This is a genomic window from Pantoea sp. MQR6 (assembly GCF_022761075.1).
GTDB classification, from domain to species: domain Bacteria; phylum Pseudomonadota; class Gammaproteobacteria; order Enterobacterales; family Enterobacteriaceae; genus Pantoea; species Pantoea phytostimulans.
Window position 1 is genome coordinate 1,307,641 of record NZ_JAKYXB010000001.1, and the last position, 23,494, is coordinate 1,331,134.

General features: G+C 49.9%; 24 protein-coding genes. 13 read left to right on the forward strand and 11 right to left on the reverse strand.

Annotated features, from left to right (window positions below):
* Window positions 1–625: 625 nt before the first annotated feature.
* Window positions 626–2,890: a catalase HPII gene (katE, locus tag MUG06_RS06025; protein ID WP_243078049.1), complete on the reverse strand. Its 2,265-nt coding sequence runs from the start codon at window positions 2,888–2,890 to the stop codon at window positions 626–628.
* A 298-nt stretch (window positions 2,891–3,188) separates the two neighbouring features.
* Entirely contained in the window at window positions 3,189–4,310 is a 1,122-nt protein-coding gene (gene anmK, locus MUG06_RS06030; protein ID WP_243078050.1) for an anhydro-N-acetylmuramic acid kinase, read from the reverse strand.
* 285 nt (window positions 4,311–4,595) lie between these two features.
* Here anmK and MUG06_RS06035 point away from each other — a divergent pair, with 285 nt between their 5' ends.
* Window positions 4,596–5,063 (forward strand): glycine zipper 2TM domain-containing protein, encoded by a 468-nt coding sequence (locus MUG06_RS06035; RefSeq protein WP_243078051.1) that lies wholly within the window; start codon window positions 4,596–4,598, stop codon window positions 5,061–5,063.
* 76 nt (window positions 5,064–5,139) lie between these two features.
* Here the strand turns inward: MUG06_RS06035 and slyA are convergent, their stop codons facing one another.
* A complete protein-coding gene (slyA, locus tag MUG06_RS06040; protein ID WP_215846918.1) occupies window positions 5,140–5,577 on the reverse strand; it encodes a transcriptional regulator SlyA in 438 nt (145 codons plus the stop codon).
* Between the two features lie 145 nt (window positions 5,578–5,722).
* Here slyA and MUG06_RS06045 point away from each other — a divergent pair, with 145 nt between their 5' ends.
* The 3 genes from MUG06_RS06045 to MUG06_RS06055 are packed head-to-tail and all read left to right on the forward strand — an operon-like array spanning window position 5,723 to window position 8,824.
* Complete coding sequence (locus MUG06_RS06045) at window positions 5,723–5,965, forward strand: DUF1656 domain-containing protein (protein WP_243078502.1); 243 nt, start codon at window positions 5,723–5,725, stop codon at window positions 5,963–5,965.
* 4 nt (window positions 5,966–5,969) lie between these two features.
* Window positions 5,970–6,827, forward strand: a complete 858-nt coding sequence (locus MUG06_RS06050; protein WP_243078052.1) for an HlyD family secretion protein — start codon at window positions 5,970–5,972, stop codon at window positions 6,825–6,827.
* Window positions 6,824–8,824, forward strand: a complete 2,001-nt coding sequence (locus MUG06_RS06055) for an FUSC family protein (protein ID WP_243078053.1) — start codon at window positions 6,824–6,826, stop codon at window positions 8,822–8,824. The genes MUG06_RS06050 and MUG06_RS06055 overlap by 4 nt, the downstream gene beginning before the upstream one ends.
* On the opposite strand, the gene MUG06_RS06060 is transcribed toward MUG06_RS06055, so the two are convergent.
* The 4 genes from MUG06_RS06060 to MUG06_RS06075 all read right to left on the reverse strand — a co-directional run bounded on the left by MUG06_RS06060 (window position 8,825) and on the right by MUG06_RS06075 (window position 11,220).
* Window positions 8,825–9,292: a hypothetical protein gene (locus tag MUG06_RS06060; RefSeq protein ID WP_243078054.1), complete on the reverse strand. Its 468-nt coding sequence runs from the start codon at window positions 9,290–9,292 to the stop codon at window positions 8,825–8,827. It lies immediately after the preceding gene.
* Window positions 9,293–9,423: 131 nt separating this feature from the next.
* Window positions 9,424–9,936 carry a superoxide dismutase [Cu-Zn] SodC gene (gene sodC, locus MUG06_RS06065; protein ID WP_243078055.1) on the reverse strand — a complete coding sequence of 171 codons (513 nt, stop codon included), beginning with the start codon at window positions 9,934–9,936 and terminating at the stop codon, window positions 9,424–9,426.
* An 82-nt stretch (window positions 9,937–10,018) separates the two neighbouring features.
* The gene (locus MUG06_RS06070; protein WP_243078056.1) at window positions 10,019–10,915 is read right to left on the reverse strand and encodes an aldo/keto reductase family oxidoreductase; all 897 of its coding nucleotides are present in this window, start codon (window positions 10,913–10,915) and stop codon (window positions 10,019–10,021) included.
* Between the two features lie 65 nt (window positions 10,916–10,980).
* Complete coding sequence (locus tag MUG06_RS06075) at window positions 10,981–11,220, reverse strand: DUF1289 domain-containing protein (RefSeq protein WP_243078057.1); 240 nt, start codon at window positions 11,218–11,220, stop codon at window positions 10,981–10,983.
* A gap of 172 nt (window positions 11,221–11,392) precedes the next feature.
* Between MUG06_RS06075 and MUG06_RS06080 the strand changes: the two genes are divergently transcribed.
* The 4 genes from MUG06_RS06080 (at window position 11,393) to rnt (ending at window position 14,496) form a co-directional block, all read left to right on the forward strand.
* Window positions 11,393–11,989, forward strand: coding sequence for a TetR/AcrR family transcriptional regulator (locus MUG06_RS06080; RefSeq protein WP_243078058.1), 597 nt, complete (start codon window positions 11,393–11,395; stop codon window positions 11,987–11,989).
* Between the two features lie 92 nt (window positions 11,990–12,081).
* Window positions 12,082–13,179 carry an alkene reductase gene (locus MUG06_RS06085; protein WP_243078059.1) on the forward strand — a complete coding sequence of 366 codons (1,098 nt, stop codon included), beginning with the start codon at window positions 12,082–12,084 and terminating at the stop codon, window positions 13,177–13,179.
* Between the two features lie 114 nt (window positions 13,180–13,293).
* Window positions 13,294–13,701, forward strand: coding sequence for a lactoylglutathione lyase (gloA, locus tag MUG06_RS06090; RefSeq protein ID WP_215846925.1), 408 nt, complete (start codon window positions 13,294–13,296; stop codon window positions 13,699–13,701).
* Window positions 13,702–13,827: 126 nt separating this feature from the next.
* Window positions 13,828–14,496: a ribonuclease T gene (gene rnt, locus MUG06_RS06095; protein WP_215846926.1), complete on the forward strand. Its 669-nt coding sequence runs from the start codon at window positions 13,828–13,830 to the stop codon at window positions 14,494–14,496.
* A gap of 36 nt (window positions 14,497–14,532) precedes the next feature.
* Here the strand turns inward: rnt and MUG06_RS06100 are convergent, their stop codons facing one another.
* On the reverse strand, window positions 14,533–14,868 hold the full coding sequence (locus MUG06_RS06100; RefSeq protein WP_208612774.1) for a Grx4 family monothiol glutaredoxin: 336 nt from the start codon (window positions 14,866–14,868) through the stop codon (window positions 14,533–14,535).
* 361 nt (window positions 14,869–15,229) lie between these two features.
* Here MUG06_RS06100 and MUG06_RS06105 point away from each other — a divergent pair, with 361 nt between their 5' ends.
* Window positions 15,230–16,006 carry a C40 family peptidase gene (locus tag MUG06_RS06105; RefSeq protein ID WP_243078060.1) on the forward strand — a complete coding sequence of 259 codons (777 nt, stop codon included), beginning with the start codon at window positions 15,230–15,232 and terminating at the stop codon, window positions 16,004–16,006.
* A gap of 43 nt (window positions 16,007–16,049) precedes the next feature.
* Here the strand turns inward: MUG06_RS06105 and MUG06_RS06110 are convergent, their stop codons facing one another.
* The gene (locus MUG06_RS06110) at window positions 16,050–16,139 is read right to left on the reverse strand and encodes a YnhF family membrane protein (protein WP_243078061.1); all 90 of its coding nucleotides are present in this window, start codon (window positions 16,137–16,139) and stop codon (window positions 16,050–16,052) included.
* Window positions 16,140–16,419: 280 nt separating this feature from the next.
* Between MUG06_RS06110 and purR the strand changes: the two genes are divergently transcribed.
* Window positions 16,420–17,445, forward strand: coding sequence for an HTH-type transcriptional repressor PurR (purR, locus tag MUG06_RS06115; RefSeq protein WP_215846928.1), 1,026 nt, complete (start codon window positions 16,420–16,422; stop codon window positions 17,443–17,445).
* Here the strand turns inward: purR and punR are convergent.
* Window positions 17,442–18,347 (reverse strand): DNA-binding transcriptional activator PunR, encoded by a 906-nt coding sequence (gene punR / locus MUG06_RS06120; protein ID WP_215846929.1) that lies wholly within the window; start codon window positions 18,345–18,347, stop codon window positions 17,442–17,444. The genes purR and punR overlap by 4 nt on opposite strands.
* 107 nt (window positions 18,348–18,454) lie before the next feature.
* On the opposite strand from punR, the gene punC reads away from it, so the two are divergent.
* The gene (punC, locus tag MUG06_RS06125) at window positions 18,455–19,657 is read left to right on the forward strand and encodes a purine nucleoside transporter PunC (protein ID WP_243078062.1); all 1,203 of its coding nucleotides are present in this window, start codon (window positions 18,455–18,457) and stop codon (window positions 19,655–19,657) included.
* Window positions 19,658–19,970: 313 nt separating this feature from the next.
* Entirely contained in the window at window positions 19,971–21,119 is a 1,149-nt protein-coding gene (gene cfa, locus MUG06_RS06130) for a cyclopropane fatty acyl phospholipid synthase (RefSeq protein WP_243078063.1), read from the forward strand.
* 44 nt (window positions 21,120–21,163) lie between these two features.
* On the opposite strand, the gene MUG06_RS06135 is transcribed toward cfa, so the two are convergent.
* Complete coding sequence (locus MUG06_RS06135; protein WP_243078064.1) at window positions 21,164–21,817, reverse strand: riboflavin synthase subunit alpha; 654 nt, start codon at window positions 21,815–21,817, stop codon at window positions 21,164–21,166.
* A 203-nt stretch (window positions 21,818–22,020) separates the two neighbouring features.
* Here MUG06_RS06135 and MUG06_RS06140 point away from each other — a divergent pair, with 203 nt between their 5' ends.
* Window positions 22,021–23,394: an MATE family efflux transporter gene (locus MUG06_RS06140; RefSeq protein WP_243078065.1), complete on the forward strand. Its 1,374-nt coding sequence runs from the start codon at window positions 22,021–22,023 to the stop codon at window positions 23,392–23,394.
* Window positions 23,395–23,494 lie beyond the last annotated feature (100 nt).

Sequence of the window (23,494 nt, forward strand, 5' to 3'; positions counted from 1 at the left end):
AAAATGATGGCTATAGATATTATCCATAGATTAGTAGCATTGATAATAATGCGCTTATTTATTGAAGCAAGCGCAAGCGGCAATTAACCCGCAAATGCGATCACCCTTTTTAGCTAAGTCGTTCATTTATCCAGTAATATAATCGTGTGCTATATTATTATGTTATATACCCTGCGCAATTAATTTTGAATAATTTGGTAACCCGCTCATTTCAAAGAGGATATTATTATGCCGCTAGGACAATTTTACATATTGGATAACCCTGACATTGAATTTACAGGAAATTATCACATTGACACGGTGAATGATAAATCCTTCCCCTCGCGGATAGTGCTTGAAATACAGAAACAAGCCCAACCAGTGGAGGCGTTCAGTTCAATGAGCATTGGCCAGGATATAACATTTGTTTCCTCAAGCGGCGAAGCCACTCACGTCTACTTGATTAGCGAAACGGAAAACCACTTTATATTTTCTTCACGCGGGTAACGTCGGCCCTTTAAGCGCGAGGCGGCAATAAAAAGTGCCCTGATAAGGTATTAATCGAGTTTACCTGGAAAGGCAGGGGAAATCTGGCGGCAGCGGCTGGCAGAGAAGCAAACAGGGGCGAAAACGCCCCTGTAAACAATTAAGCCGGAACGGAGAGTGCTTTCTGACTGCGTGACCAAACGCGATGTGATGCCATCGCAGAAAGGAATTCATTCATGAACGCATCTTCGGCTTTGCTGTCTTCGATGATTCCCTCTTCAACGTCAGCATCGCCCAAACCAAACTGCGCTTTGAAACGACGGGCATCGCCACTTAAACCGACCACTTTTAAGTGCTTATACGCTTCCAGCAGGAAGTAACGCGCATCACCGCTGAGCAGCAGCGCGTCAATGTTGCCGTCTGGGACGATAACAGCGTCAAAGGTGAGCGAAGGCAAGCCGTTGAACGTTGCGTCGACAGGCAGCACCGAGCCATCATCTGCACGAACCTGACCCATGTGCGAAGCCAGCAGTTTTGCATGTACACCCTGCGCTTTCAGTGCCTGCAGAATCGTTAATACATCGGCAGATTTTACCCCATCACTCAGCAGCAGCGCGACCTGGCGGCCTTTGATACTGCCGCCTGGCGTGGCGTAAAGGCTGAGGCTGCTGTCTTTGGTCAAGCCATTCACCTCTTTTGGCGGCGCCGTATTCAACTGCTCTTCCGTCAACGCAATACCAAGATTTTCCGCCACGCCCTGCGCGAGCTTTATATCTATACGCAGCAGGTGATCGAGTACACGTTCACGAATATAAGGGCGAGCCACCTTACTCAGCTCGAACGAATAGGCACCGATAATATGCTGCTGCTCAACAGGCGTCTGGCTTTGCCAGAACAAACGCGGCTGAGAATAATATTCACCGAACGACGCGCTGCGCTCGCGGACCTTATGACCTTCTACGCGTTCCTGATAACTCTCAAAACCGCCCCCTTTCGCTGCCGGTGGCGTTTCGCGCGGCCAGTTGTCATTAATGGAGTTAGGTTCATAGTTGGCAGGATTGGTGTCGATCTCCATGCGATGCATGCCCTGACGCTGGAAATTATGGTAAGGGCAAACGGGGCGATTAATCGGAATCTCGTGGAAGTTGGGTCCACCAAGTCGGCTAATTTGCGTATCGGTATAGGAGAAAAGACGGCCCTGCAACAGCGGATCGTTCGTGAAGTCGAGACCGGGAACAATATGACCGGGGTGGAATGCAACCTGTTCAGTTTCAGCAAAGAAATTGTCTGGGTTACGGTTCAGCACCATTTTACCCACCAGCTGAACGGGAACCAGCGCTTCGGGGATCAGCTTGGTGGCATCAAGAAGGTCGAAATCAAACTTAAACTCATCTTCTTCTGGAATCAGCTGTAGCCCCAACTCATATTCTGGGAAATCACCCGCTTCAATCGCTTCCCAGAGATCGCGGCGATGAAAATCAGGATCGCGGCCGGTGAGCTTCTGCGATTCATCCCACAGCAGTGAGGCTTTACCCGCTACCGGCTTCCAGTGAAAACGCACAAAGGTCGCTTTGCCTTCGGCATTAATCAGCCGGAAAGTGTGGATACCAAAGCCTTCCATTGTGCGGTAGCTGCGCGGAATACCACGGTCAGACATCGCCCAGATGACGTTGTGCAGCGTTTCGGGTTGCAGCGAAACATAATCCCAGAAGGTGTCATGTGCACTCTGCCCTTGCGGAATTTCATTGTGCGGCTCTGGTTTTACTGCGTGGACAAAGTCTGGAAATTTGTGAGCATCCTGGATAAAGAAAACCGGCGTGTTGTTACCGACTAAATCAAAAACGCCCTCTTCAGTATAAAATTTCGTGGCGAAGCCGCGGATATCGCGCACGGTATCGGCCGATCCTGCGCCGCCTTGAACGGTAGAGAAACGAACAAAAACCGGCGTAATCTTGTCGGGATCGTCGAGGAAATCAGCTTTAGTGAGATCTTTTAGTGAGCGGTAAGGCTGAAAATAGCCGTGCGCTGCTGAGCCACGGGCATGGACGATACGCTCCGGGATACGTTCATGGTCAAAATGCGTAATTTTTTCACGTAAAATGAAATCTTCAAGCAGCGTCGGGCCGCGTGTGCCGGCGCGCAAGGAATTCTGGTCATCTGAAATTCGTAGGCCCTGATTGGTGGTTAGGGCGGCATTTTCACCGTTTTTTCGGTTAGCAGCTAACTGGTCAAGCTTAGCATTGTGCGTATCAGGCGCTTTAAGACTCCCGGGCGCCGTAGGCTCTTTCCCTGGCGGTGTAGGATGTGAAGAAGGTTGATGTGAAGCATCTTTAGGTGCCAGTGAACCTAACCCTGGTTTAGCAGATTCCGGCCCGGTTGACGGCGCGCGGTGGCTCATCTCTTTATTGTCTTTCTCTTTCGACATTGCGCATTTCTCCTGTAGTTATCGCTTATCACGCGATTAACTATAGAACACCCTTTTGGATACACTGAGAAATAACAAGGATTTAGTAATTTATCTGGAGGATGTGTTCAATCAGAGTGGGAGACGCGGAATAATGGCGGTTTGCGGAAGGAACGCCCGATAAAGTTTAATGGGCTTCGTTATCTGCAGTAAGCGAGCCATCTGAAAACAGCCAACGTTTTAAGATCGCCCGCAGCGCCAGATAATGCGATTCTTTGGAATAAACTCGTCTGCCTGCGCGTTTACATGATGCTAAAACTCAACGCCGATAGAGAGGGTTTGCGGGATAGATCGCACCCAAAATGCTCTTTTCACGCGCCCCCGTTACGGCAGGCAGGTTGCCCGGCATGCCTGACATCGTGCGAAAAGCCAGCCAGGCAAAAGCCAGCGCTTCCATATCATCACCGCTGATGCCTGCTGCATCGGTGGTGGTGACTTCGGTTCCGGGAAGATGTGCTGCAAGACGCGCCATCAACAATGGATTTCGGCTACCGCCACCACACACCATTAACCGATCGCAGCCATCATTGAGTTGAACCTGCTGTGCGATAGTTAATGCCGTGAATTCAGTGAGTGTTGCCTGAACATCTTGCGGTGCCACACCAGGAAAGGCACGCAGATGCTGTTCCAGCCAACCTAAGTTAAAGTATTCACGCCCGGTGCTTTTGGGCGGCGGCAAAGCCAACCAGGGTTCGCGCAGTAAATTCTCCAGCAGCGCAGAAATCAGCGTACCGCTTCGGGCCCAGTGTGCATCTTTATCGTAAGGCTTGCCCTGATTACGCCAAATCCAGGCATCCAGCAGCATATTGCCTGGCCCGGTATCAAAACCACGCACCGGCTGGCCAGGGATCAGTAAAGAGAGATTGGCGATACCGCCAATGTTCAGCACCATGCGACGTTCAGTGGTGTCCATTAACAGCGCCTGATGAAAGGCGGGTACCAGCGGCGCGCCTTGTCCACCTAACGCCATATCACGCCGACGAAAATCGCCCACCACGGTAACGCCGGTTGCCGCGACAATCTGATTATTGTCACCAATTTGTAGGGTATTGGGTGCTGCGCTTAGCGGCTCATGCCAAACCGTTTGCCCATGGCAGCCAATAGCGACCACATCGCTGGCTTCCAGCGATTCACGCTGCATTAAGGTCAAGACCGCTTCAGCAAACAGCTTGCCCAGACGTGCATCTAATTGGCCCAACTGCGACAGTGTTAATGTTTGTCCCTGGCAAATCGCCAAAACCTCATGACGCAATGCCTGCGGTATTGGATGGCAGTAGCTCGCCTGTTGTGCAACCATATTTTCATCAATCGCTGCCAGCACGACATCGACACCATCCAGACTGGTGCCGGACATTACGCCAATATAACGTCCTGATTTCATTGTCATTCCTTACTTCCGCCGGGAAGTTCATTGCTGATGTGGGTAGCCTGACAAATTCTGCTGGCTAATTCTATGATTAAATGATTCTTTCTACCGTGACACAGCAGCAAATACCGTAGGGCAACACTATTTTGTCATCGATTGAATTATTGTTGACACCTCGTAGTCTATGCTTCCGCCAACCGCGTTTTTTTCGGACTAAGATTAATTTGCCAGGTTTGTGCTTATACTGTTTTCAGGATATCGCGATAAACGTGGCGCATTCTCGATTAAAGGAGTTTTTAAATGATTAAGCGTGTAATTGTGGTCGCTTTGACCGGTGTGATGCTGGCAGGTTGTAGCAATACAGATACCTTGTCAGGTGATACCTATAGCGCAAATGAAGCTAAACAGGTCCAGAGCGTTTCTTATGGCACCTTGGTTTCTGTCCGCCCGGTTAAGATTCAGGGTGGCGATGAAAATAACGTAATTGGTGCGATCGGGGGTGCTGTGCTAGGCGGTTTCCTGGGCAATACCATCGGCGGCGGCGCGGGTCGCAGCCTGGCAACAGCCGGTGGTGCGGTATTGGGCGGCGTAGCGGGTCAAGGCGTGCAAGGTGCGGTTAACAAAGCCGACGGCGTTGAGCTTGAAATTCGCAAAGATGACGGCAACACCATCATGGTGGTGCAAAAACAAGCCGCCACGCGCTACTCAGTGGGTCAGCGCGTCGTAATGGCGTCGAATGGCAGCCAGATAACTGTTTCACCTCGCTAAACAATGCATAAAAAAACCGACGCCGGGCGTCGGTTTTTTTTTACTGCTCGCGTGACTCCTCATACGACTTTCCGCATTATTTCTCGCGATTCTGCAGTTCCAGAATGTTTTTTTCGAGTCGGGTAATCAGCGTTACCATCTGCGTAATCTCATCGCGACTGATTCCTGCCAGAATATCGTCGCGGGTTGCATCGATCACATTTTCAACTTTTTCGATAATCGGCTCAGCCTGACGGGTCAGTTTAATGCGTTTGGCACGGCGGTCATTGGCGCACGTCGAACGGGTAATGAGCCCTTTTTCTTCAAGCTGATCAAGCGTACGAACCAGCGATGGCTGTTCGATACCAATGGCTTTGGCTAATTGAATTTGCGACTGCTCTGGCGGCAGTTGATGAATATTGTGCAACGTCACCCAGTGAGTTTGGGTCAGCTCAAGCGGTTTTAAACGCTGATCAATCAACGCGCGCCAGATGCGCACCAGGCGAGATAAATCCGTTCCGAGGGGCGTATCCATTTCATCTCCTTATAATTAGCTTGCTAGCTATCAAGCCAGATTTTACACTATTTTGCGAGGTTAAAGGACAAATTACAAATCTCAGGCCAAGTCGCTGCCTCTCATCTACGCTTTTTGAGACAGACACCTGGGTTAACAAAGGATGATGAACGTGCCCACATCTCATTTTGCTGGCGCCAAACCGCTTACTGACCTGGTTTTTGGTGCTTCACTCTTCTTTCCTCCCCTCTTTAAAGCGGTGCTACTTGGCTTCTTTTTTTGGTTGCTCATCCATCCCTTGATACGCGGCTGGGTTTATTCGGGCGATGTTTGGCATCCCACTTTATTCGATTTCTCGCTGTTTGTGCTGTGCGTTACCGCTGCACTTTGGATTATTGGTCACGGATAATTATATGAAATTCAATGCGGTAAAGTATTTCTCAACCCTGATTGTCTTCACCTTAGCGCTGCTGGCAGGTTGGTGGATTTGGAATTACTACATGCAGTCACCGTGGACACGAGATGGCAAAGTGCGCGCTGAGCTGGTGGATATTACACCGCAGGTTTCAGGACGCATTGTGAGCCTCGCGGTGAAAGACAACCAGTTCGTACATAAAGGCCAGCAACTGCTCACTCTCGATACCGTGCCATGGGAAATCGCGCTGCATAATGCGGAGGCGCAGTTAAACAAAGCGCAGGCCGATCTCGCTAAAGCGCAACATGAAGCTAATCGCCGTGCCAGCCTGCCGCGCAACGTGATTTCTGCCGAAGATTTAGATGCCTATCGTTTGAGCGCCAATGCCATGGCGGCAAGTGCCAAAGCTGCGCAGGCGACGTTGGATCAAGCGCGCTGGAACCTCCAGCAAACCACCGTTACCGCGCCAACTGACGGCTGGATCAGTAACCTCACTTTGCGTCCAGGGAATTACGCCACTGCCGGAACGCCGCTGTTTGCGCTGGTCGACAGCCACTCTTACTACGTAATGGGCTATTTTGAAGAGACCAAACTGCGTCATATTCGTCCCGGCGCAGCGGCGCAAATTGTGCTGTACAGCAATGGCGCACGCTTGCAAGGCGAAGTCGAAAGCATTGGTCGCGCCATTTATGATCAAAGTATTGATACGGATAGCCAGCTGGTTCCTGATATCAAACCCAACGTGCCGTGGGTGCGGCTTGCGCAGCGCGTACCGGTGCGTATTCGCCTCGCCGCGATTCCCGATAACGTTCCATTAGTTGCAGGTACAACCTGCACAATCAACATTCAGCCATGAATTTTCAGTGGCTCGCCTGGGATCAATTGCCCTGGATAAAAGCTAACGCGAATCAGTGGCGCTATGCGTTACGAAATGCGCTGGCAATGTGTATGGCGTTGAGCATTGCGTATGGACTGGAGCTGGATGAGCCTTACTGGGCAATGACTTCAGCTGCTGTGATTAGCTTTCCTACCGTCGGCGGTGCGATCAGTAAAAGTCTTGGGCGTATTGTTGGCAGCTTGCTTGGTGCAACTGCTGCACTGCTGATTGCGGGTCATACACTGAATGAACCCTGGCTTTTTACCTTTGCTATTGCGGGTTGGCTGGCTTTTTGTACCTGGATCGCCAATCACTATCAAAATAACGTCGCCTACGCTTTTTCGCTGGCGGGCTATACCGCTGCAATTATTGCCTTTAGCAGCGTTGATATTACCGATGTGTCTGATCTCTGGACTATTACGCAGGCGCGGGTCTGTGAAGTGATTTCAGGCATTTTATGTGCCGGATTTATGATGATGGTATTACCCAGCACCTCCGACGGCGATGCCCTTATGAATTCGCTGAAACAGATGCATGCGCGTTTGCTGGATCATGCCATCCTGCTGCTACAGCAGAATGATGTCGATAACGTGCGAACGGCACATGAAAACGTCATTAGCCAGATCCTGACCATGAATTTATTGCGCATTCAGGCCTTCTGGAGTCATTACCGCTATCGACGGCAGAACAATGTACTGAACTATGTACTGCATCAGCAATTGCGGCTGACCAGCGTGCTCTCAAGTTTACGCCGTATGTTATTGAACTGGCCGGACGCTCCCGCAGCGCTTTACGCTGCTATGCAGCAGCTCACAGAAGAGTTGGCCACGCCGCACTGCAATAAATATCGTCTGGCACAAATACTGCGCACTATCACCCCCGCCGCAGACGGTGATTATCGTCAGCGCGCATTCTGCCAGCGCCTGCGCTACTTCTGCTGGATGTACTTAAACGTTTCGCGTTGGATCCGCTTACTTGAACACGCCGATGCTGACACCCGTTTTCAGCCGCCGCGCGTGGCTTCGCTGGCCCGTGAAAGCGACAGCGCTGAGGCGGGCTGGAGCGCGCTTCGCACCTTTAGCGTCATCGTATTAGGCTGTGCTTTCTGGATTAACACCCAATGGTCATCTGGCGCTTCTGCCTTGACCTTAACGGCCATCGCCTGTGTGCTCTACTCTTCCGCCCCTTCGCCCAGTGGCAGCGTGAGCTTGTTACTGAAAACGCTGCTGTGGCTGTTCGTGTTCAGCTTTGTGATGAAGTTTGGCTTTATGGTGCAGATCAATCAGCTGTGGCAATTTCTGCTGTTGCTGTTTCCGCTCCTGATCACTTTGCAACTCTTTAAGCTGCAACAAAAACAGCGGGCAGGCATGTGGGGGCAATTTATTGTCTTTATGGGATCGTTTATTGCTGTGACCAATCCACCCAGTTGGGATTACGCAGACTTCTTCAATGACAACATTGCGAAAGTCTGTGGTGTATTACTGGCATGGTTGGCGTTTCAGATTTTACGACCGAGTTCGGATGCACGGCGCAGTCGCCGTCATATTCGTGCGCTACGCGTAGCGTTTCTCGATCAGCTACGACGGCGGCCGCGCTTAAGCGAAGATCGGTTTGAGTCACAAATTTATCACCACATCAGCCAACTGAGTAACAGTCGTGATGAGCAGGCGCGCGTCTGGTTACTGCGCTGGGGCGTGGTTTTGCTTAACTGTTCGCACATCGTCTGGCAATTACGTGACTGGCAGCCTTCATCACCCTCGCTTGGGCAAATACGCGAGGGCAGTCTGCATAATTTACAGCAAATTATCAGCAGCCATGGTGTGCGGCATGGCTCGCTCGACAATACGCTGGATGAACTGGCCACGACTATTGATAAGCTACTGACGGAAGAAAACAGTGAGGCCAATACATTAGCGGGAATTCTCTGGCGTTTACGCTGTTCTTTGGCACAACTTAAACAGGCTGTACCTGATTAATTACCGGCAATATTGCTGCTGTTGGCGGCTAAATTCATCCTGCAGTTGCTGCAACGTTTTGTGCCCTTCGAAACGCGTTTTGTCCACTTCCGCCATCGGCTGAATCACCAGCGCTTTCTCATCAGGTGAAAAGATAAAGCGCCTGATAATAGCGGTACCGGTAAAGCTTTTGCCTTCAATTCCGCCGCACACCATGGTCATGGCGCGGTGCGTGATGGTGGTATCAGTGAAATTGGTTTCAGTGGCGCTGCGCAACACATCCTGACAGCCTTTGGCTTCCAGCTTGCGCATGGTGTTTTTGCTCAGCCACTCACGGCCTTTAGCAATATTTTCGCAGACGCCGCGCATCGGATTAGTATCGATGGTGCGTTGAAGTTGCCGCCCAGTTTCGGTCACCAACTGCGTGTCATTAGGTTGATCGCATCCCACTAGCAGCAGACACAATAATAATGCGCCCGATAGTTTCATTCACCTGCTCCTTAGCTCATCAACCTTTCTTACTTGAATCAACATCATAGGGGGGAACGGTTTATGATGATAGCGCTAAAGAGTAAACAACGTAGAGGAAAGCAGGCGGCAAAGGCTAGCCGCCCGTAAAGTCAGATTACGCCGCAGGCATAACGCGCCCCGCCGCCGCCCAATGGCTGAGGATGGTCAGCATGATTGTCACCGCCTACGTGTACCATCAATGCTTTACCTTTGACCTCGCTGAGCGATTTGATCCGCGGTGCCAGCACCGGATAACTGGCCATGCCTTTATCATCGACATAAACGGCCGGTAAATCGCCTAAATGACCTTCACCGTATGGGCCGAGGTGTTTACCCGTGTTGGCGGGATCCAAATGTCCACCCGCTGCACCGGCCGCTACCGTTTTGCCTTCAGAAGGCCCCGGTTCACAGCTTCCTTTAGCATGAACATGGAAACCATGAATACCGGGTGTTAATCCCTGTAATTTAGGGGTGAACTGTAAACCATACTGCGTTTCTTCGATTGTCACTGTGCCAACCGTTTTACCGATGCCTTCAGCCGTAACCTGATGGAGGGTGACCTGCTCTGAAGCCGCTTGTGCTGCGCCACACGTTAACATTGCCAATAACGCTATCGTTTTCATTGTTACTCCTTTTACATTCCAGGGTTCCATAAGCCTGGCCTTAGATGCGTTATCTTGCTCAAGTTTGACGCAATTTTACGCTTTAGGGCACGTCGTAACCCAGCGCCGCTTTACGAATGCGGAACCATTGCTGGCGATTCATCTTCAATTGCACAGCACCTGCAGCTTCGCTAACGCGTTGTGTTTTACCCGAACCAATGATGGGCAATGGCTTGCTGGGCAGCATCATCACCCAGGCATACACCACCTGTTCCAGACTTGACGCACCTATCTCCTGCCGCACCGTTTCGAGCTCATTACGCAGCGGTTGATAATGTGGATCGCTGAATAAAAGTCCGCCCCCCAAACATGACCAGGCCATTGGGCGAATGCGATGTTGTTGGCATTGATCCAACGATCCATCCAGTAACACACTTTGCTGAACCGGCGATATTTCTAATTGGTTTGTCACTAAAGAGAAAGGCAAGCGCGTTTGCAATAGCGTGAGCTGTGTAGGTGTAAAGTTGGAGACGCCAAAATGGAGCACCTTACCGCTCTGATGCAGCGCAATGAACGCTTCAGCGACTTCATCTGCATCCATTAACGGATCGGGACGGTGAATCAATAACAGATCTAAATAATCGGTCGCTAAATGGCTGAGTGATTTTTCAGCGCTGCTCAGGATGTGGGATTTATCGGTATTGTAGTGACCAATGTGGTGCTCTGGCTTAGCGCGTGTGGCGATACCGCATTTAGTGACGATCTGCATCTGTTTGCGTAATGCTGGCGCCAGTTTCATCGCTTCACCGAAGGCAGCCTCACAGCGATATTCACCGTATATATCGGCGTGATCAACAGTGGTAATGCCTAACGCAAGATGGTGTTCTATAAAGGCCACCCGCTGCTGCGGCGTCATGTCCCATTCCATCAGGCGCCAATAGCCCATAATTAGCGGCGAAAAAGTGGGTCCGTGCGGTGCGATCAATTGCGGTTCTAACATCGTGAACATCCTGTATTGAAAGGGCTGAAGGCGTGTAAGGGAGTATAACGGAAACGGGGAACGCGTCAGAACAATGAAGGTTGTTCAGGATCAAGCGGCTCGTCTATTTTCTTCTGGCGCAGCATGCGTATACGGCGTTGCTGACATAAGCGCAATACTTCACGCTTTTGTCCATCGCTGAAGCGTATCCAGTTAAACCGCTCATCACGGCTGCGCAAACATCCCACACAAAAGCCGCGCGCATCCGTCTGACAAATGCCGCGACAAGGGCTGGGAACGGGAAAAAATTCAAGTTGCTCCGCCACCGCATCTCCGAATAAAAAACATGAGGTCTAAAAAGAGCGTAGTGTTTTTAAGCAAGAAACCCCAATAAACGGGCGTAATTTGCGCTATTGCTCTCCCTACAAACTAAACAGTATGTGCCGAAAGCGCAATTTGGCATTGCAATAGACCAACTGGTCTAATAGTCTGGCCGACATGAACATAACGCGACAACGCAACGATACCCGAGAACATTTGCTGGTTACAGGCGAGCAGCTTTGTCTGCAACGCGGTTTTACCGGCATGGGATTGAGCGAACTGCTGACGCTAGCAGAAGTACCGAAAGGCTCTTTCTATTATCACTTCCGATCAAAGGAAGTGTTTGGTGTTGTCTTGCTGGAACGTTACTTTGCACGCTATTTGCAAGATGTTGAGTATCAGTTGCAGCAAGAAACCGGAAGTGCCCGAGAACGATTACTTAACCATTTTCGTCGCGCAGAGCGTTTGTTTCGTGAAGAAGGTCATATTGTGGGTTGTTTAGGCGTTAAGCTTTCAGCCGAAGTGTGTGATCTCTCTGAACCGATGCGAGAGGCTTTGCAACTCGGCGCCAGTAAAATCATTGCTGTTTATGCTCAAACTTTGCAGACCGCGCAGCAGCAGGAAGCGGTCAACTTGCCGCAACAGCCTGCGCAAATGGCCGAATTACTCTACCTTTTATGGTTGGGCGCAAGTTTACAAAGCAAGATTTTCCGTGAGGTGCAACCTATGCATCTCGCACTCATTACCATCGAACAGTGGCTAAATGCGCACTGATTTTAAAATGGCACTTTTGAGATTTTAAAAAGACAATTTTGTTTTTTAAAATGCCACTTAATAGATGACTGGTCTACTAATAAGGAGTTTACATGGCGAGTACCCAGCTGTTTCGTCCGCTAAAAGTCGGTGCAATCACCGTTCCAAACCGTGTTTTCATGGCGCCGCTGACCCGTTTGCGCAGCATTGAGCCAGGCGATATACCGACTCCACTGATGGGCGAATATTATCGTCAACGTGCCAGCGCAGGCTTGATTATCACCGAAGCCACGCAGATCTCTTTCCAGGCTAAGGGCTATGCCGGCGCGCCGGGATTGCACACCCAGCCACAAATCGCGGCATGGAAAGAGATCAATAACGGTATTCATGAAGCGGGCGGTCACAGCGCTGTACAACTTTGGCATACCGGACGTATTTCGCATCACAGCGTGCAGCCAGAAGGCAACGCACCGGTAGCACCAGCGGCTATTCCTGCAGGTACGCGTACTTCACTTCGCGCTGCTGATGGCAGCGTTTATCGTGAAGATACCTCGACACCGCGCGAATTAAGCGTGGCGGAAATCCAGCAGATCGTAAAAGATTTTGGTCAATCGGCGACAAACGCGCGTGAAGCTGATTTCGATTTGCTTGAGCTTCACTCAGCACACGGGTATCTGATTCATCAGTTCCTTGCGCCAGATTCAAACCCGCGTACCGATGAATATGGCGGCAGCATTGAGAAGCGTGGCCGTTTTGCGCTGGAAGTTGTTGATGCTGTGATTGCAAACTGGTCAGCCGATCGCATAGGTATTCGTGTTTCTCCCATTGGTAGCTTCCAGAATCTGGATAACGGTCCAGACGAAGAAGAAGCTGCACTGTGGTATATCGGTGAATTGGCGAAGCGTAACATTGCCTATCTGCATATGTCTGAGCCTGACTGGGCTGGCGGCACGCCCTACACCGACGCGTTCCGTGAGAAAGTGCGGAAGCTGTTCCCTGGCGTCATCATTGGTGCCGGTGCCTATACAGTAGAAAAAGCGGATGACCTGATTGCGCGTGGACTGATTGATGCCGTGGCGTTTGGTCGCGATTATATCGCCAACCCCGATCTGGTCGAGCGTCTGCAGCAAGATGCGCCACTTAATCCTCAGCGCCCAGAAAGCTTCTACGGCGGCGGTGCTGAAGGCTACACCGATTATCCCACGCTGTAAGTGACTGTGCTGTCGTAACGTTTTGTTGCGGCAGCGATTATTCTTTCACTCTGTTCGTCGCTATACTTAGCGCTTGTGTCATCATTCGATGACGTTTTGATTAAAGAGGATGTTATGCGTTTACTTCACACCATGCTTCGCGTTGGCGATCTGCAACGCTCCATTGATTTTTATACTCGCGTGCTGGGTATGCGTTTACTGCGTCAGAGCGAAAATACCGAATATAAATATACGCTGGCGTTTGTAGGTTATACCGAAGAGAGCGAAGGTGCCGTGCTTGAATTGACCTACAACTGGGGCGTAGAGAGCTACGATCTGGGTAATGCTTATGGCCATATCGCGTTGGGCGTGGATGATGCCGCTGCAGCGTGCGATCGTATTCGCAACGACGGTGGAAAAGTCACCCGTGAAGCGGGCCCGGTCAAAGGCGGCTCTACGATCATCGCTTTTGTGGAAGACCCAGATGGCTATAAAATCGAGTTAATCGAGAATAAAGACGCCGGTAAAGGTCTTGGTCACTAAACAAGATTGCCTCAGCCTGCCCTTGTTGTCGGCAGGCTGATATTTCCCCAGCCCTTTGTGGCCTGCTGCACCCAACGCTGTTTTTTGTCATAATGCGCGCTGCCCATTCCCTGCAATGAGATCCTGATGTCTGAATCGAATTCCCCAAACGCGCTCAATCAACGCTTCCGCGGCTTCTTTCCGGTGGTTATTGATGTAGAAACCGCTGGCTTTAATGCGCAAACCGACGCGCTGTTAGAGATTGCCGCTACAACGCTGAAAATGGATGAAGATGGCTGGATTCACCTCGACCAGACGCTGCATTTTCACGTTGAGCCTTTTGAAGGCTCGCTGTTGCATCCCGAAGCGTTGGCTTTTACCGGCATCGACCCGCATAACCCGCTACGTGGCGCTGTCGATGAACATGACGCACTGCATGCCATTTTTAAAATGGTGCGCAAAGGGATCAAGGATACCGGCTGTAACCGTGCCATTATGGTGGCGCACAATGCGACCTTTGATTTGAACTTTATGAACGCTGCTGCTGAACGGGCAAACCTCAAGCGTAATCCTTTTCATCCCTTTGCTACTTTTGATACCGCAGCATTGAGCGGTTTAGTCTTGGGACAAACGGTTTTAGCGAAAGCGTGTAAAGCGGCAGGCATGGAGTTTGACAGTACACAGGCGCATTCTGCTCTTTATGATACTGAGCAAACTGCCACGCTGTTTTGTGAATTGGTTAATCGCTGGAAGCGGCTGGGTGGATGGCCCTTACCCTTTGCAGAAGGCGATGCGGCTGAAAGCGCCTCAGAATAGATAACGTAAAAAGGCCGACATTTGTCGGCCTTTTTCTTATTCCGCTTCTTTAAACTTCTCAGCGGTTTCTTTGATCAGCGATTGAAGTTCGCCACGCTGGAACATCTCAACGATAATGTCACAACCGCCGACCAGTTCGCCATCAATCCACAACTGTGGGAAAGTTGGCCAGTTTGCGTATTTCGGCAGTTCAGCACGAATATCTGGATTCTGCAGAATATCCACGTAAGCGAAACGCTCACCACAGGCTGACAGCGCCTGAACCGCCTGAGCAGAGAAACCACAGCTTGGCAGTTTCGGCGAGCCTTTCATGAACAGCAGGATCGGGTTTTCTGCGATCTGGCGCTGAATTTTTTCTACAGTACTCATAATTGCCTTCCTTAATTCGTCACTTCGTGTTTGTTTATTGTAGCGACTTCGCCCTCGGACTGAAAATGAGAATTTACTTTCGGAAGGTCAAACCGCCATGTTTGTTAAGTCGCTGTATAAGAAATAACACTTTCATATCATTAATGCGCATTAATGTATTAATAATTAGCAATAATTTCGCTGATATAAGGTGCTGAAATTGCTCATTTTCGCTCCAATTTCAATCAGCTAACAGATTAATAGAAAAAGGACTTACTTTTTTAAAAACATCTGGACTAGAATGGCCTCGGCACTGATCCTGGATCAGATTTTTCCAACCCTGTTATGGCCGTTTTTAACCTGACAGCTCAACTGTAACCGGACTATGCGTCTAATCATTACGCTTTTCATACTGGCTTTTGCCCAGCTGTTCTTTAACGTCGCATCTGCTTCACCGCATGCGCCGGTTAAGGCCAGCCAGCATAAAGTAGAGAAAAAAAGTGCACGCGAAGATGAGCGGCGTAAACGACGCCCGGTAAAAACCGCAGTTAAGAAATCCCGTCTGACTTCCGTTCAAAAACTTAAACTCAAAAAACAGAAGAAAGTCGAGTTAGTTGCACATAATACCTCCGCTAAAAAAATTACGCTTAAATCCTCAAGTAAACATTACGGTCGTCAGCGTTCATCAAAAGTTATCGCAGCCGAAACCAATGAGCTCGGTACGATTAAGATGAGTAAGGCCCATCGTCAGCGCTATCAAAAAGCGCGCGAGACAGCGATGGCAAAACTCATGGGTCAGTTGGGCAAACCTTATCAGTGGGGCGGTACTTCTCCACATACCGGGTTCGATTGCAGCGGTCTTGTATGGTATGCCTACAAAGATTTGTTGAAGTTTAAAATCCCACGTACCGCCAATGAGATGTATCACCTGCGTGATGCTGCGCCGATCAAGCGAGAATTGCTTGAGAAAGGTGATTTAGTATTCTTTCGCATCAATGGACGCGGCACCGCCGATCACGTCGGCGTTTATTTAGGCGATGGGAAGTTTATTCAATCGCCGCGCACCGGCAAAGATATTCAGATCAGCGCATTAGGCAAAGATTACTGGCAGCGTCATTATATTGGTGCCCGACGAATGATGACGCCGAAAACCATACGATAGAATCATTAAGCATAAAAAAAGCCGGTTAAACCGGCTTTTTTTATTAATGCAAAATAGCGGTAAAGCTAAAAGCGACGATCATCAATAATGCCCCGCCAGTGGTCATCAATGCCAGTTTCATCTCGGTACTCATCATCTCTCCTTGGCCTCACAGTTTGTGTGGATAAAGCATTTTCCCATAAGGCCCAGTAAAAATCTCGTTTTATCCGTTCAGCCTTGTTAGAATCCCGCCTTTGTTGCGCAACGCGCGCAACGTCGGTTCCGTTCGCTGTCTTCCTTTGGCTTTTTTTTCCGCACAGACGCCATATTACCGGCAAAAAAGCAGTATATTTGCGGGCAAAACCCTACGTTGACGCAAACGTTTAACATCATGCTTATCAACTAGTTAAGATAAGCTCGGGAGTCTCTTTTTCATGGCAACAATCAAAGATGTGGCGAAACGCGCGGGAGTTTCTACAACGACCGTCTCTCACGTCATTAATAAAACGCGTTTCGTGGCAGAGGAAACGCGTAATGCGGTCTGGCAAGCCATTCAGGAGCTGCATTATTCGCCGAGCGCAGTGGCGCGAAGCCTGAAGGTAAATCACACCAAAACGCTGGGATTGCTCGCCACCTCCAGCGAAGCGCCCTACTTTGCTGAAATCATTGAGGCTGTGGAAAATCACTGTTTTGACAAAGGCTACACCCTGATTTTAGGTAATGCGCATAACGATTTGCAAAAACAGCGCGCTTACCTGTCCATGATGGCGCAGAAACGCGTTGATGGCTTATTGGTGATGTGCTCCGAATATCCAGACGATCTGCTGAAGATGCTGGAAGAAAATCGCAATATTCCCATGGTGGTCATGGATTGGGGTGAATCGCGTGGCGATTTTACCGACACCGTGCTCGATAACGCCTTCCACGGCGGTTATCTTGCCGGGCGCTATTTAATCGAACGTGGACACCGCGACATTGGCGCCATTCCGGGCCAAATGGAACGCAACACGGGTGGCGGACGTCACGCAGGTTTCCTGAAGGCCATGGAAGAAGCCAATATCCAGCCTCGCGCAGAGTGGATCGTACAAGGTGACTTCGAGCCTGAGTCAGGTTATCAGGCGATGCAGCAAATCCTCTCGCAGAAACAAAGACCGACTGCCGTTTTTTGTGGTGGTGACATCATGGCGATGGGTGCCATTTGTGCCGCAGATGAAATGGGATTACGCGTCCCACAAGATATTTCCGTGATCGGTTATGACAACGTGCGCAACGCACGCTATTTCGCACCCGCATTAACTACCGTGCATCAGCCAAAAGCGGAGTTGGGGGAAAAAGCGTTGGATATGTTGTTGGATCGTATTACCAGTAAACGCGAAGAGTCTCAGACCATTGAGGTTCATCCCACACTGATTGAGCGTCGCTCAGTAGGTTATGGCCCTTTCCGCGATTACCGCCGTTAATCCTCACTTAACCATTCCTGATTAAGTGTTTGCGCATCACCTAGATAGCTGAGCAACCAACCCAGCGCCGGTGATGCGCGATCTTCCGCCCAGCTTACGCAGCAAGGACTTTCTGGAAAACTTTCCGGTAACGTGAGTTCAACCAGTTCACCTGAATCGAGTAACGGGCGAGCCAGATGCCCCGGCACCATGGCAACGCATAACCCCGCCAAAACACAATCCAACCCTGTTTGCCATTCCGGCACGACCAAACGTCGCTGATTGTCCAGCGTCCAGGTCATACGACGCGGCAGCGCCCGTGATGTATCTTCTAATACCAACGACGGCCAACTGCGCAAAGTGTCATCATCTAATGCCTCTGCCTGTGTTAAAGGATGCTCACGCATCACTACGCAGCGCCAGTTGAGCGCGCCCATATCTTTAAAGGCGAAGCGTCCGCCCACAGGAATAGCCTGGGTTGCCCCAATCGCGACGTCAACTCGCCCGTCTGCTAAGGCATCCCACACACCATTAAACACTTCGTAACTGATGATTAATTCCATGTCGGGAAAATGACGATAAAAGTCTTTCACTAACTGCCGCGTTCGTTCTGGTTTAACAATGCAGTCTACCGCGATGCTTAACTGCCCGCGCCAGCCATTTGCCAGTTGTTGACACTGACGTCGGGTTGCCAGCATTTTTTTGATAACAGTGCGTCCTTCGCGGACAAAATGTTCGCCTGCGGGGGTTAAAACCACTTCGCGATGATGACGTTCAAATAGCGGAACCGCCAACCAGGTTTCAAGCTGCCGTACCGTATAGCTGATGGCAGAAGGAACGCGGTGTAGTTCCTGTGCGGCTGCGCTAAAACTTCCACCGCGTGCTACCGCATCCACAACTTCCAATGCATATTCTGACCACATAATCTGCCTTCAAAATTTTTAACAGCCAGTGGCAAATATTAACGTTTCACAGGTTTAAACGCACCTTTTACACTCTGCCGCGTTCATTCTGCAAAAATGAGAAAAAGATGTTATCGAATAAGAGCTTTATCCCTTACCTTGCGCTGCTCAGTATGCTGGGCTTTTTAGCAACAGACATGTATTTACCTGCGTTCGGCGCCATGCAACAAACGTTTAATACGTCACCGGGTATCATCAGTGCCAGCATGAGCTTGTTCCTTGCGGGATTCGCCTGCGCGCAGCTTTTCTGGGGACCGCTGTCTGATCGCATTGGGCGCAAGCCCGTTTTACTCGCAGGCCTGACGCTGTTTGCCTTGGGCTGTGCAGGCATGTTGTGGGTGACTGACACTATTTTGATGCTGGTGCTGCGCTTTATTCAGGCGGTAGGTGTTTGTGCCGCAGCGGTGAGTTGGCAGGCTTTAGTGGTTGATCGCTATCCGCAGGCGCGCGCGAATAAGGTATTCGCGACGATTATGCCTTTGGTGGCACTTTCACCTGCGCTTGCGCCGCTGCTGGGCGCATGGCTTATCGGTCATTTTCATTGGCGTTCAATTTTTTTGGTTTTGACACTCACAGCAGTTGCATTGATTGCCGTGACGTTGCGTTTACCCTCCACACGTAAAGTCTCCAATAACGATCTGCAAAAGCCCGGTTTTATCACCCTGCTTCGCTCTTCAGTTTATCGCGGAAACGTCATAATTTACGCTGCCTGCTCGGCCAGCTTTTTTGCCTGGTTAACCGGTTCGCCCTTTATTTTGGCAGACATCGGATTAACGCCTGCCGATATTGGCTTGAGCTATGTGCCGCAAACCATCGCCTTTTTGATCGGTGGCTTTGGTTGTCGCGCCCTGCTCAATCGCTTTAACGGTGCGCAGCTATTGCCGTGGATGTTAGTCATTTACAGCGTGAGCATTCTGGTGCTGTTTGCTGTTGCACTGGCAGGTGTCAATAACCTGACGGCGCTGCTACTGCCGTTCTGCGGCATGGCGTTAGCTAACGGTGCAATTTATCCCATTGTCGTTTCCAGCGCCCTACAACCTTTTCCTCATGCAACGGGCAAAGCGGCAGCGCTGCAAAACTGTTTGCAATTAGGATTATGTTTCGCCGCCAGCCTTGCCGTTTCTGCGGGTTTGCAACATGCCTTACATACCACCACAATGATTATGGCACTGACAATCTTGCTTGCCCTGCTAGGATACCGTATCCAACGCCAGGTGAGCGCACAAACTGATGTTGCCTCGTCAAAATCCGTTTGCCAGGATAATCACTGAGGCGAAAGATTTTAATTAGCAACCTAACAATAAGTCATTGAATACTGACCCGAGTGATAATATACTCATTCGGGTCAATAAATCTGCTACAAATCAACAACATAATTAGAGTGTTTTTAGCGACTTTGTCGCTGGGATGGCGTCTGCACAATATCTCTGTTTTCTATTGTGAGAGACCAACATTGTTCCTTTTCAATCCTCTGTAATACGTCGGATATCAGGCGCACGGGCCATTCCGTGACTTTTCTCAAAACCCCTGAGAAATTGGCTATTCTTTTTCTCAGGTTCAGGTTGGACAGGTGATGGAGAAGCTATGAGTTCATCGTTTATAGAAGAAGTGAGCCTTGAAGAAAACCATTGGTATCGCATCGTTCATGAAATGCTGGAACAAGCAGATATCGAAATCAATGGTACTCGCCCCTGGGATATTCAGGTTATTAATCCTGATTTTTTCAAACGTGTCTTGCAGGAAGGTTCGCTCGGTTTAGGCGAAAGTTATATGGACGGCTGGTGGGAGTGTGAACAGCTGGATATATTTTTTCACCGCGTGCTTAAGCACAAACTGGACCAGAAATTACCGCACCATTTCAAAGATACTTTGCGCATTGCTGCCGCGCGATTAACGAATCTACAATCGAAAAAGCGCGCATGGATGGTAGGTAAAGAGCATTACGACTTAGGCAATGATTTATTTACGCTGATGCTCGATCCCTATATGCAATATTCCTGTGCTTACTGGAAAGACGCAACAACCTTAGAGGCGGCTCAGGAAGCCAAATTAGATATGATCTGCCGCAAGCTGCAGCTTGAGCCGGGTATGTCGTTGTTAGATATTGGTTGCGGATGGGGCGGACTCGCCGCTTATGCGGCGCGTCATTATGGCGTTAAGGTACATGGCGTCACGATTTCAGCTGAACAGCAAAAACTGGCCCAGCAGCGCTGTGAAGGCTTGGATGTCACTATTCTGCTTCAGGATTATCGCGATCTTGATCGGCAATTTGATCGCATCGTTTCAGTGGGTATGTTTGAACACGTCGGCCCCAAAAATTACGCGACCTATTTCGATGTAGTGGATCGTAATTTAAAGCCTCATGGCCTTTTCTTACTTCACACTATTGGCGCCATTGTAACGGATATGAATGTTGATCCATGGATTGATAAATATATCTTCCCTAACGGCTGTTTACCCTCAATGCGCCATATTGCTGACGCCAGCGAGCCGCATTTTGTTATGGAAGACTGGCACAACTTTGGTGCTGATTACGACACGACATTAATGGCCTGGTACGCGCGTTTCTTACAGGCATGGCCTGAGCTGGCAGATAATTATGGTGAACGCTTTAAGCGCATGTTCTCATATTATCTGAATGCGTGTGCGGGCGCGTTTCGTGCTCGAGACATTCAGTTATGGCAAGTGGTGTTTAGCCGCGGTGTCGAAGGTGGGTTACGCGTGGCACGCTGAAGTCTGGATTAAAAGCAGAAGGCGCTCAATGCGCCTTCTGCTTTTTATTCTCGATCGCCCTGCTCGGATAATACTTTAATCGCGGCGGACTCACGCTGAGCCAAAACGCGCTCTACCGTCTCCACAATCGCCTGTGTGTGTGGATCAATTTCAATGTTGATTCGATCCCCAAAGGTCTTCGCACCGAGCGTTGTCCGCTCCAGCGTTTCTGGGATCAGGTAGACACAAAACTTGGTTTTCGTGACATCACCCACTGTTAGACTAATACCATCAATGCCGACAAAACCTTTATGCAGAATATATTTCATCTGCGCCGGATCCTGAATTTTAAACCAGACTTCACGGTTGTTTTCAGACTGGATAATTTTGCAGATTTCAGCAGTGGTCATAATATGACCTGACATCAGATGGCCACCAATTTCATCGCTGAATTTCGCTGCCCGCTCTATATTCACGATATCGCCCGGCTGTAGATCGCCAAGGTTGGTTACGCGCAATGTTTCTTTTATTAAATCGAAACTCACCAGATCGCCCTCAATAGCAGTAACGGTTAAACAACAACCGTTATGTGCTACTGATGCGCCCAATGCTAAACCTGGCAATAATTCTTGCGGCAGTCTGACTACATGGGTACGAAACAACTCTTTTTCTTCAATGGACACTATTTCTGCGGTGCCCTGCACAATACCGGTAAACATAGTCTTTGCCTCTGCGAAGTTTGCGCTAGTTTATCACAGCTAATGAAGGCTGTTAGGTTTCAGCCCTGCGTGTTGCTTTACAGCTTAGCAAAACGCATCGTGTGACAAAGATTGGCGAATCTTGTCACGCCAGTTACACTAAGCCGCGCTTTTCCCCGGGGCTTTCAGCGTCCCTTCATTAATTAAATAAGTCAGGTGTTTACGTGCAGAAGTATTTAACAGAAGCGCGTCAATTGCTGGCCCTTGCGATTCCAGTCATCCTGGCTCAGGTGGCTCAAACCGCAATGGGATTTGTGGATACCATTATGGCCGGCGCAGTCAGCGCCACGGATATGGCCGCCGTTGCTGTCGGCACTTCCATTTGGCTTCCGGCCATCCTGTTTGGCCATGGTCTTCTTCTTGCATTGACGCCCACCGTTGCGCAACTCAACGGCTCAGGTCGCCGCGAACGCATCGGCGAACAAATTCGCCAGGGATTCTGGCTGGCCTTTTTTGTTTCTATTTTAATCATGCTGGTGCTGTGGAATGCGGGCTATTTGATTCGTTCGATGCATGACATCGATCCGCTGTTAGCCCTTAAAGCCGAGGGCTATCTCCATGCGCTGCTGTTCGGTGCGCCGGGCTATCTGTTTTTTCAGGTCCTGCGTAACCAGTGCGAGGGTATGTCAAAAACCAAACCAGGCATGGTATTAGGATTCCTCGGTTTGCTGGTGAATATCCCATTAAACTACATCTTTATTTATGGTCACTTCGGTATGCCCGCGCTGGGTGGTGTGGGATGTGGTGTGGCAACAGCATCGGTCTATTGGGTGATGTTCATCTGTATGCGCTTTTGGGTTCGCAGAATGGGCAGTATGCGCGACATTCGCATAGAGAGCCGCTGGTCACCTCCTTCGCGTCCTATCCTTAGCCGTTTGGTCACGCTGGGGCTGCCCGTAGCGTTGGCACTCTTTTTTGAAGTAACGCTGTTTGCGGTCGTTGCACTTTTGGTTTCACCGCTTGGTATTATCAATGTCGCAGGCCACCAGATAGCGCTGAACTTTAGTTCTCTGATGTTCGTCTTGCCCTTATCACTGGGGGTCGCTACTACCATTCGCGTGGGTTACCGGTTAGGGCAAGGTTCCACCGAGCAAGCTCGCGTGGCAGCATGGACGGCCCAAGGCGTTGGCATCAGCATGGCGGCGATAACAGCGCTTTTTACCGTGACATTCCGCCACGACATTGCGCTGCTTTATACCGATAATCCTGAAGTTATTACATTAGCAGCCCAACTCATGCTGTTGGCCGCTATCTATCAATTCTCTGATTCTATTCAGGTTATTGGCAGCGGTATCTTACGCGGTTACAAAGATACGCGATCAATCTTCTTTATCACGTTTATTGCATACTGGCTGCTCGGCTTTCCAACGGGCTATATTCTGGCAATGACTGATTGGGTGCTGCCACGCCTGGGTCCGGCAGGCTTCTGGTGTGGCTTTATTATTGGCCTAACCTCTGCCGCAATAATGATGCTGTGGCGCATCCGACGTTTACAGCAGTTACCCACGCAATTAATTCTGACACGCGCGGCGCGCTAAGTCGTTGAACGGGCCTGAAAAGGCCCGTTATGTCTAAAAAAACGGCGCATAGCGCAGTTGCTCGACAGTCATCACGAAAAAAACATTTTTCCCCTTGCCA

Excerpts from the sequence above, each read along its gene's own strand:
- rnt (WP_215846926.1), top strand. The coding sequence starts at position 13,828 with ATGTCTGAATCGAATTCCCCAAACGCGCTCAATCAACGCTTCCGCGGC.
- punR (WP_215846929.1), bottom strand. The coding sequence starts at position 18,347 with ATGTGGTCAGAATATGCATTGGAAGTTGTGGATGCGGTAGCACGCGGT.
- katE (WP_243078049.1), bottom strand. The coding sequence starts at position 2,890 with ATGTCGAAAGAGAAAGACAATAAAGAGATGAGCCACCGCGCGCCGTCA.
- MUG06_RS06085 (WP_243078059.1), top strand. The coding sequence starts at position 12,082 with ATGGCGAGTACCCAGCTGTTTCGTCCGCTAAAAGTCGGTGCAATCACC.
- slyA (WP_215846918.1), bottom strand. The coding sequence starts at position 5,577 with ATGGATACGCCCCTCGGAACGGATTTATCTCGCCTGGTGCGCATCTGG.
- sodC (WP_243078055.1), bottom strand. The coding sequence starts at position 9,936 with ATGAAAACGATAGCGTTATTGGCAATGTTAACGTGTGGCGCAGCACAA.
- cfa (WP_243078063.1), top strand. The coding sequence starts at position 19,971 with ATGAGTTCATCGTTTATAGAAGAAGTGAGCCTTGAAGAAAACCATTGG.
- gloA (WP_215846925.1), top strand. The coding sequence starts at position 13,294 with ATGCGTTTACTTCACACCATGCTTCGCGTTGGCGATCTGCAACGCTCC.
- MUG06_RS06110 (WP_243078061.1), bottom strand. The coding sequence starts at position 16,139 with ATGAGTACCGAGATGAAACTGGCATTGATGACCACTGGCGGGGCATTA.
- punC (WP_243078062.1), top strand. The coding sequence starts at position 18,455 with ATGTTATCGAATAAGAGCTTTATCCCTTACCTTGCGCTGCTCAGTATG.
- purR (WP_215846928.1), top strand. The coding sequence starts at position 16,420 with ATGGCAACAATCAAAGATGTGGCGAAACGCGCGGGAGTTTCTACAACG.
- MUG06_RS06105 (WP_243078060.1), top strand. The coding sequence starts at position 15,230 with ATGCGTCTAATCATTACGCTTTTCATACTGGCTTTTGCCCAGCTGTTC.
- MUG06_RS06035 (WP_243078051.1), top strand. The coding sequence starts at position 4,596 with ATGATTAAGCGTGTAATTGTGGTCGCTTTGACCGGTGTGATGCTGGCA.
- MUG06_RS06060 (WP_243078054.1), bottom strand. The coding sequence starts at position 9,292 with ATGAAACTATCGGGCGCATTATTATTGTGTCTGCTGCTAGTGGGATGC.
- MUG06_RS06050 (WP_243078052.1), top strand. The coding sequence starts at position 5,970 with ATGAAATTCAATGCGGTAAAGTATTTCTCAACCCTGATTGTCTTCACC.
- MUG06_RS06045 (WP_243078502.1), top strand. The coding sequence starts at position 5,723 with ATGAACGTGCCCACATCTCATTTTGCTGGCGCCAAACCGCTTACTGAC.
- anmK (WP_243078050.1), bottom strand. The coding sequence starts at position 4,310 with ATGAAATCAGGACGTTATATTGGCGTAATGTCCGGCACCAGTCTGGAT.
- MUG06_RS06070 (WP_243078056.1), bottom strand. The coding sequence starts at position 10,915 with ATGTTAGAACCGCAATTGATCGCACCGCACGGACCCACTTTTTCGCCG.
- MUG06_RS06055 (WP_243078053.1), top strand. The coding sequence starts at position 6,824 with ATGAATTTTCAGTGGCTCGCCTGGGATCAATTGCCCTGGATAAAAGCT.
- MUG06_RS06080 (WP_243078058.1), top strand. The coding sequence starts at position 11,393 with ATGAACATAACGCGACAACGCAACGATACCCGAGAACATTTGCTGGTT.
- MUG06_RS06135 (WP_243078064.1), bottom strand. The coding sequence starts at position 21,817 with ATGTTTACCGGTATTGTGCAGGGCACCGCAGAAATAGTGTCCATTGAA.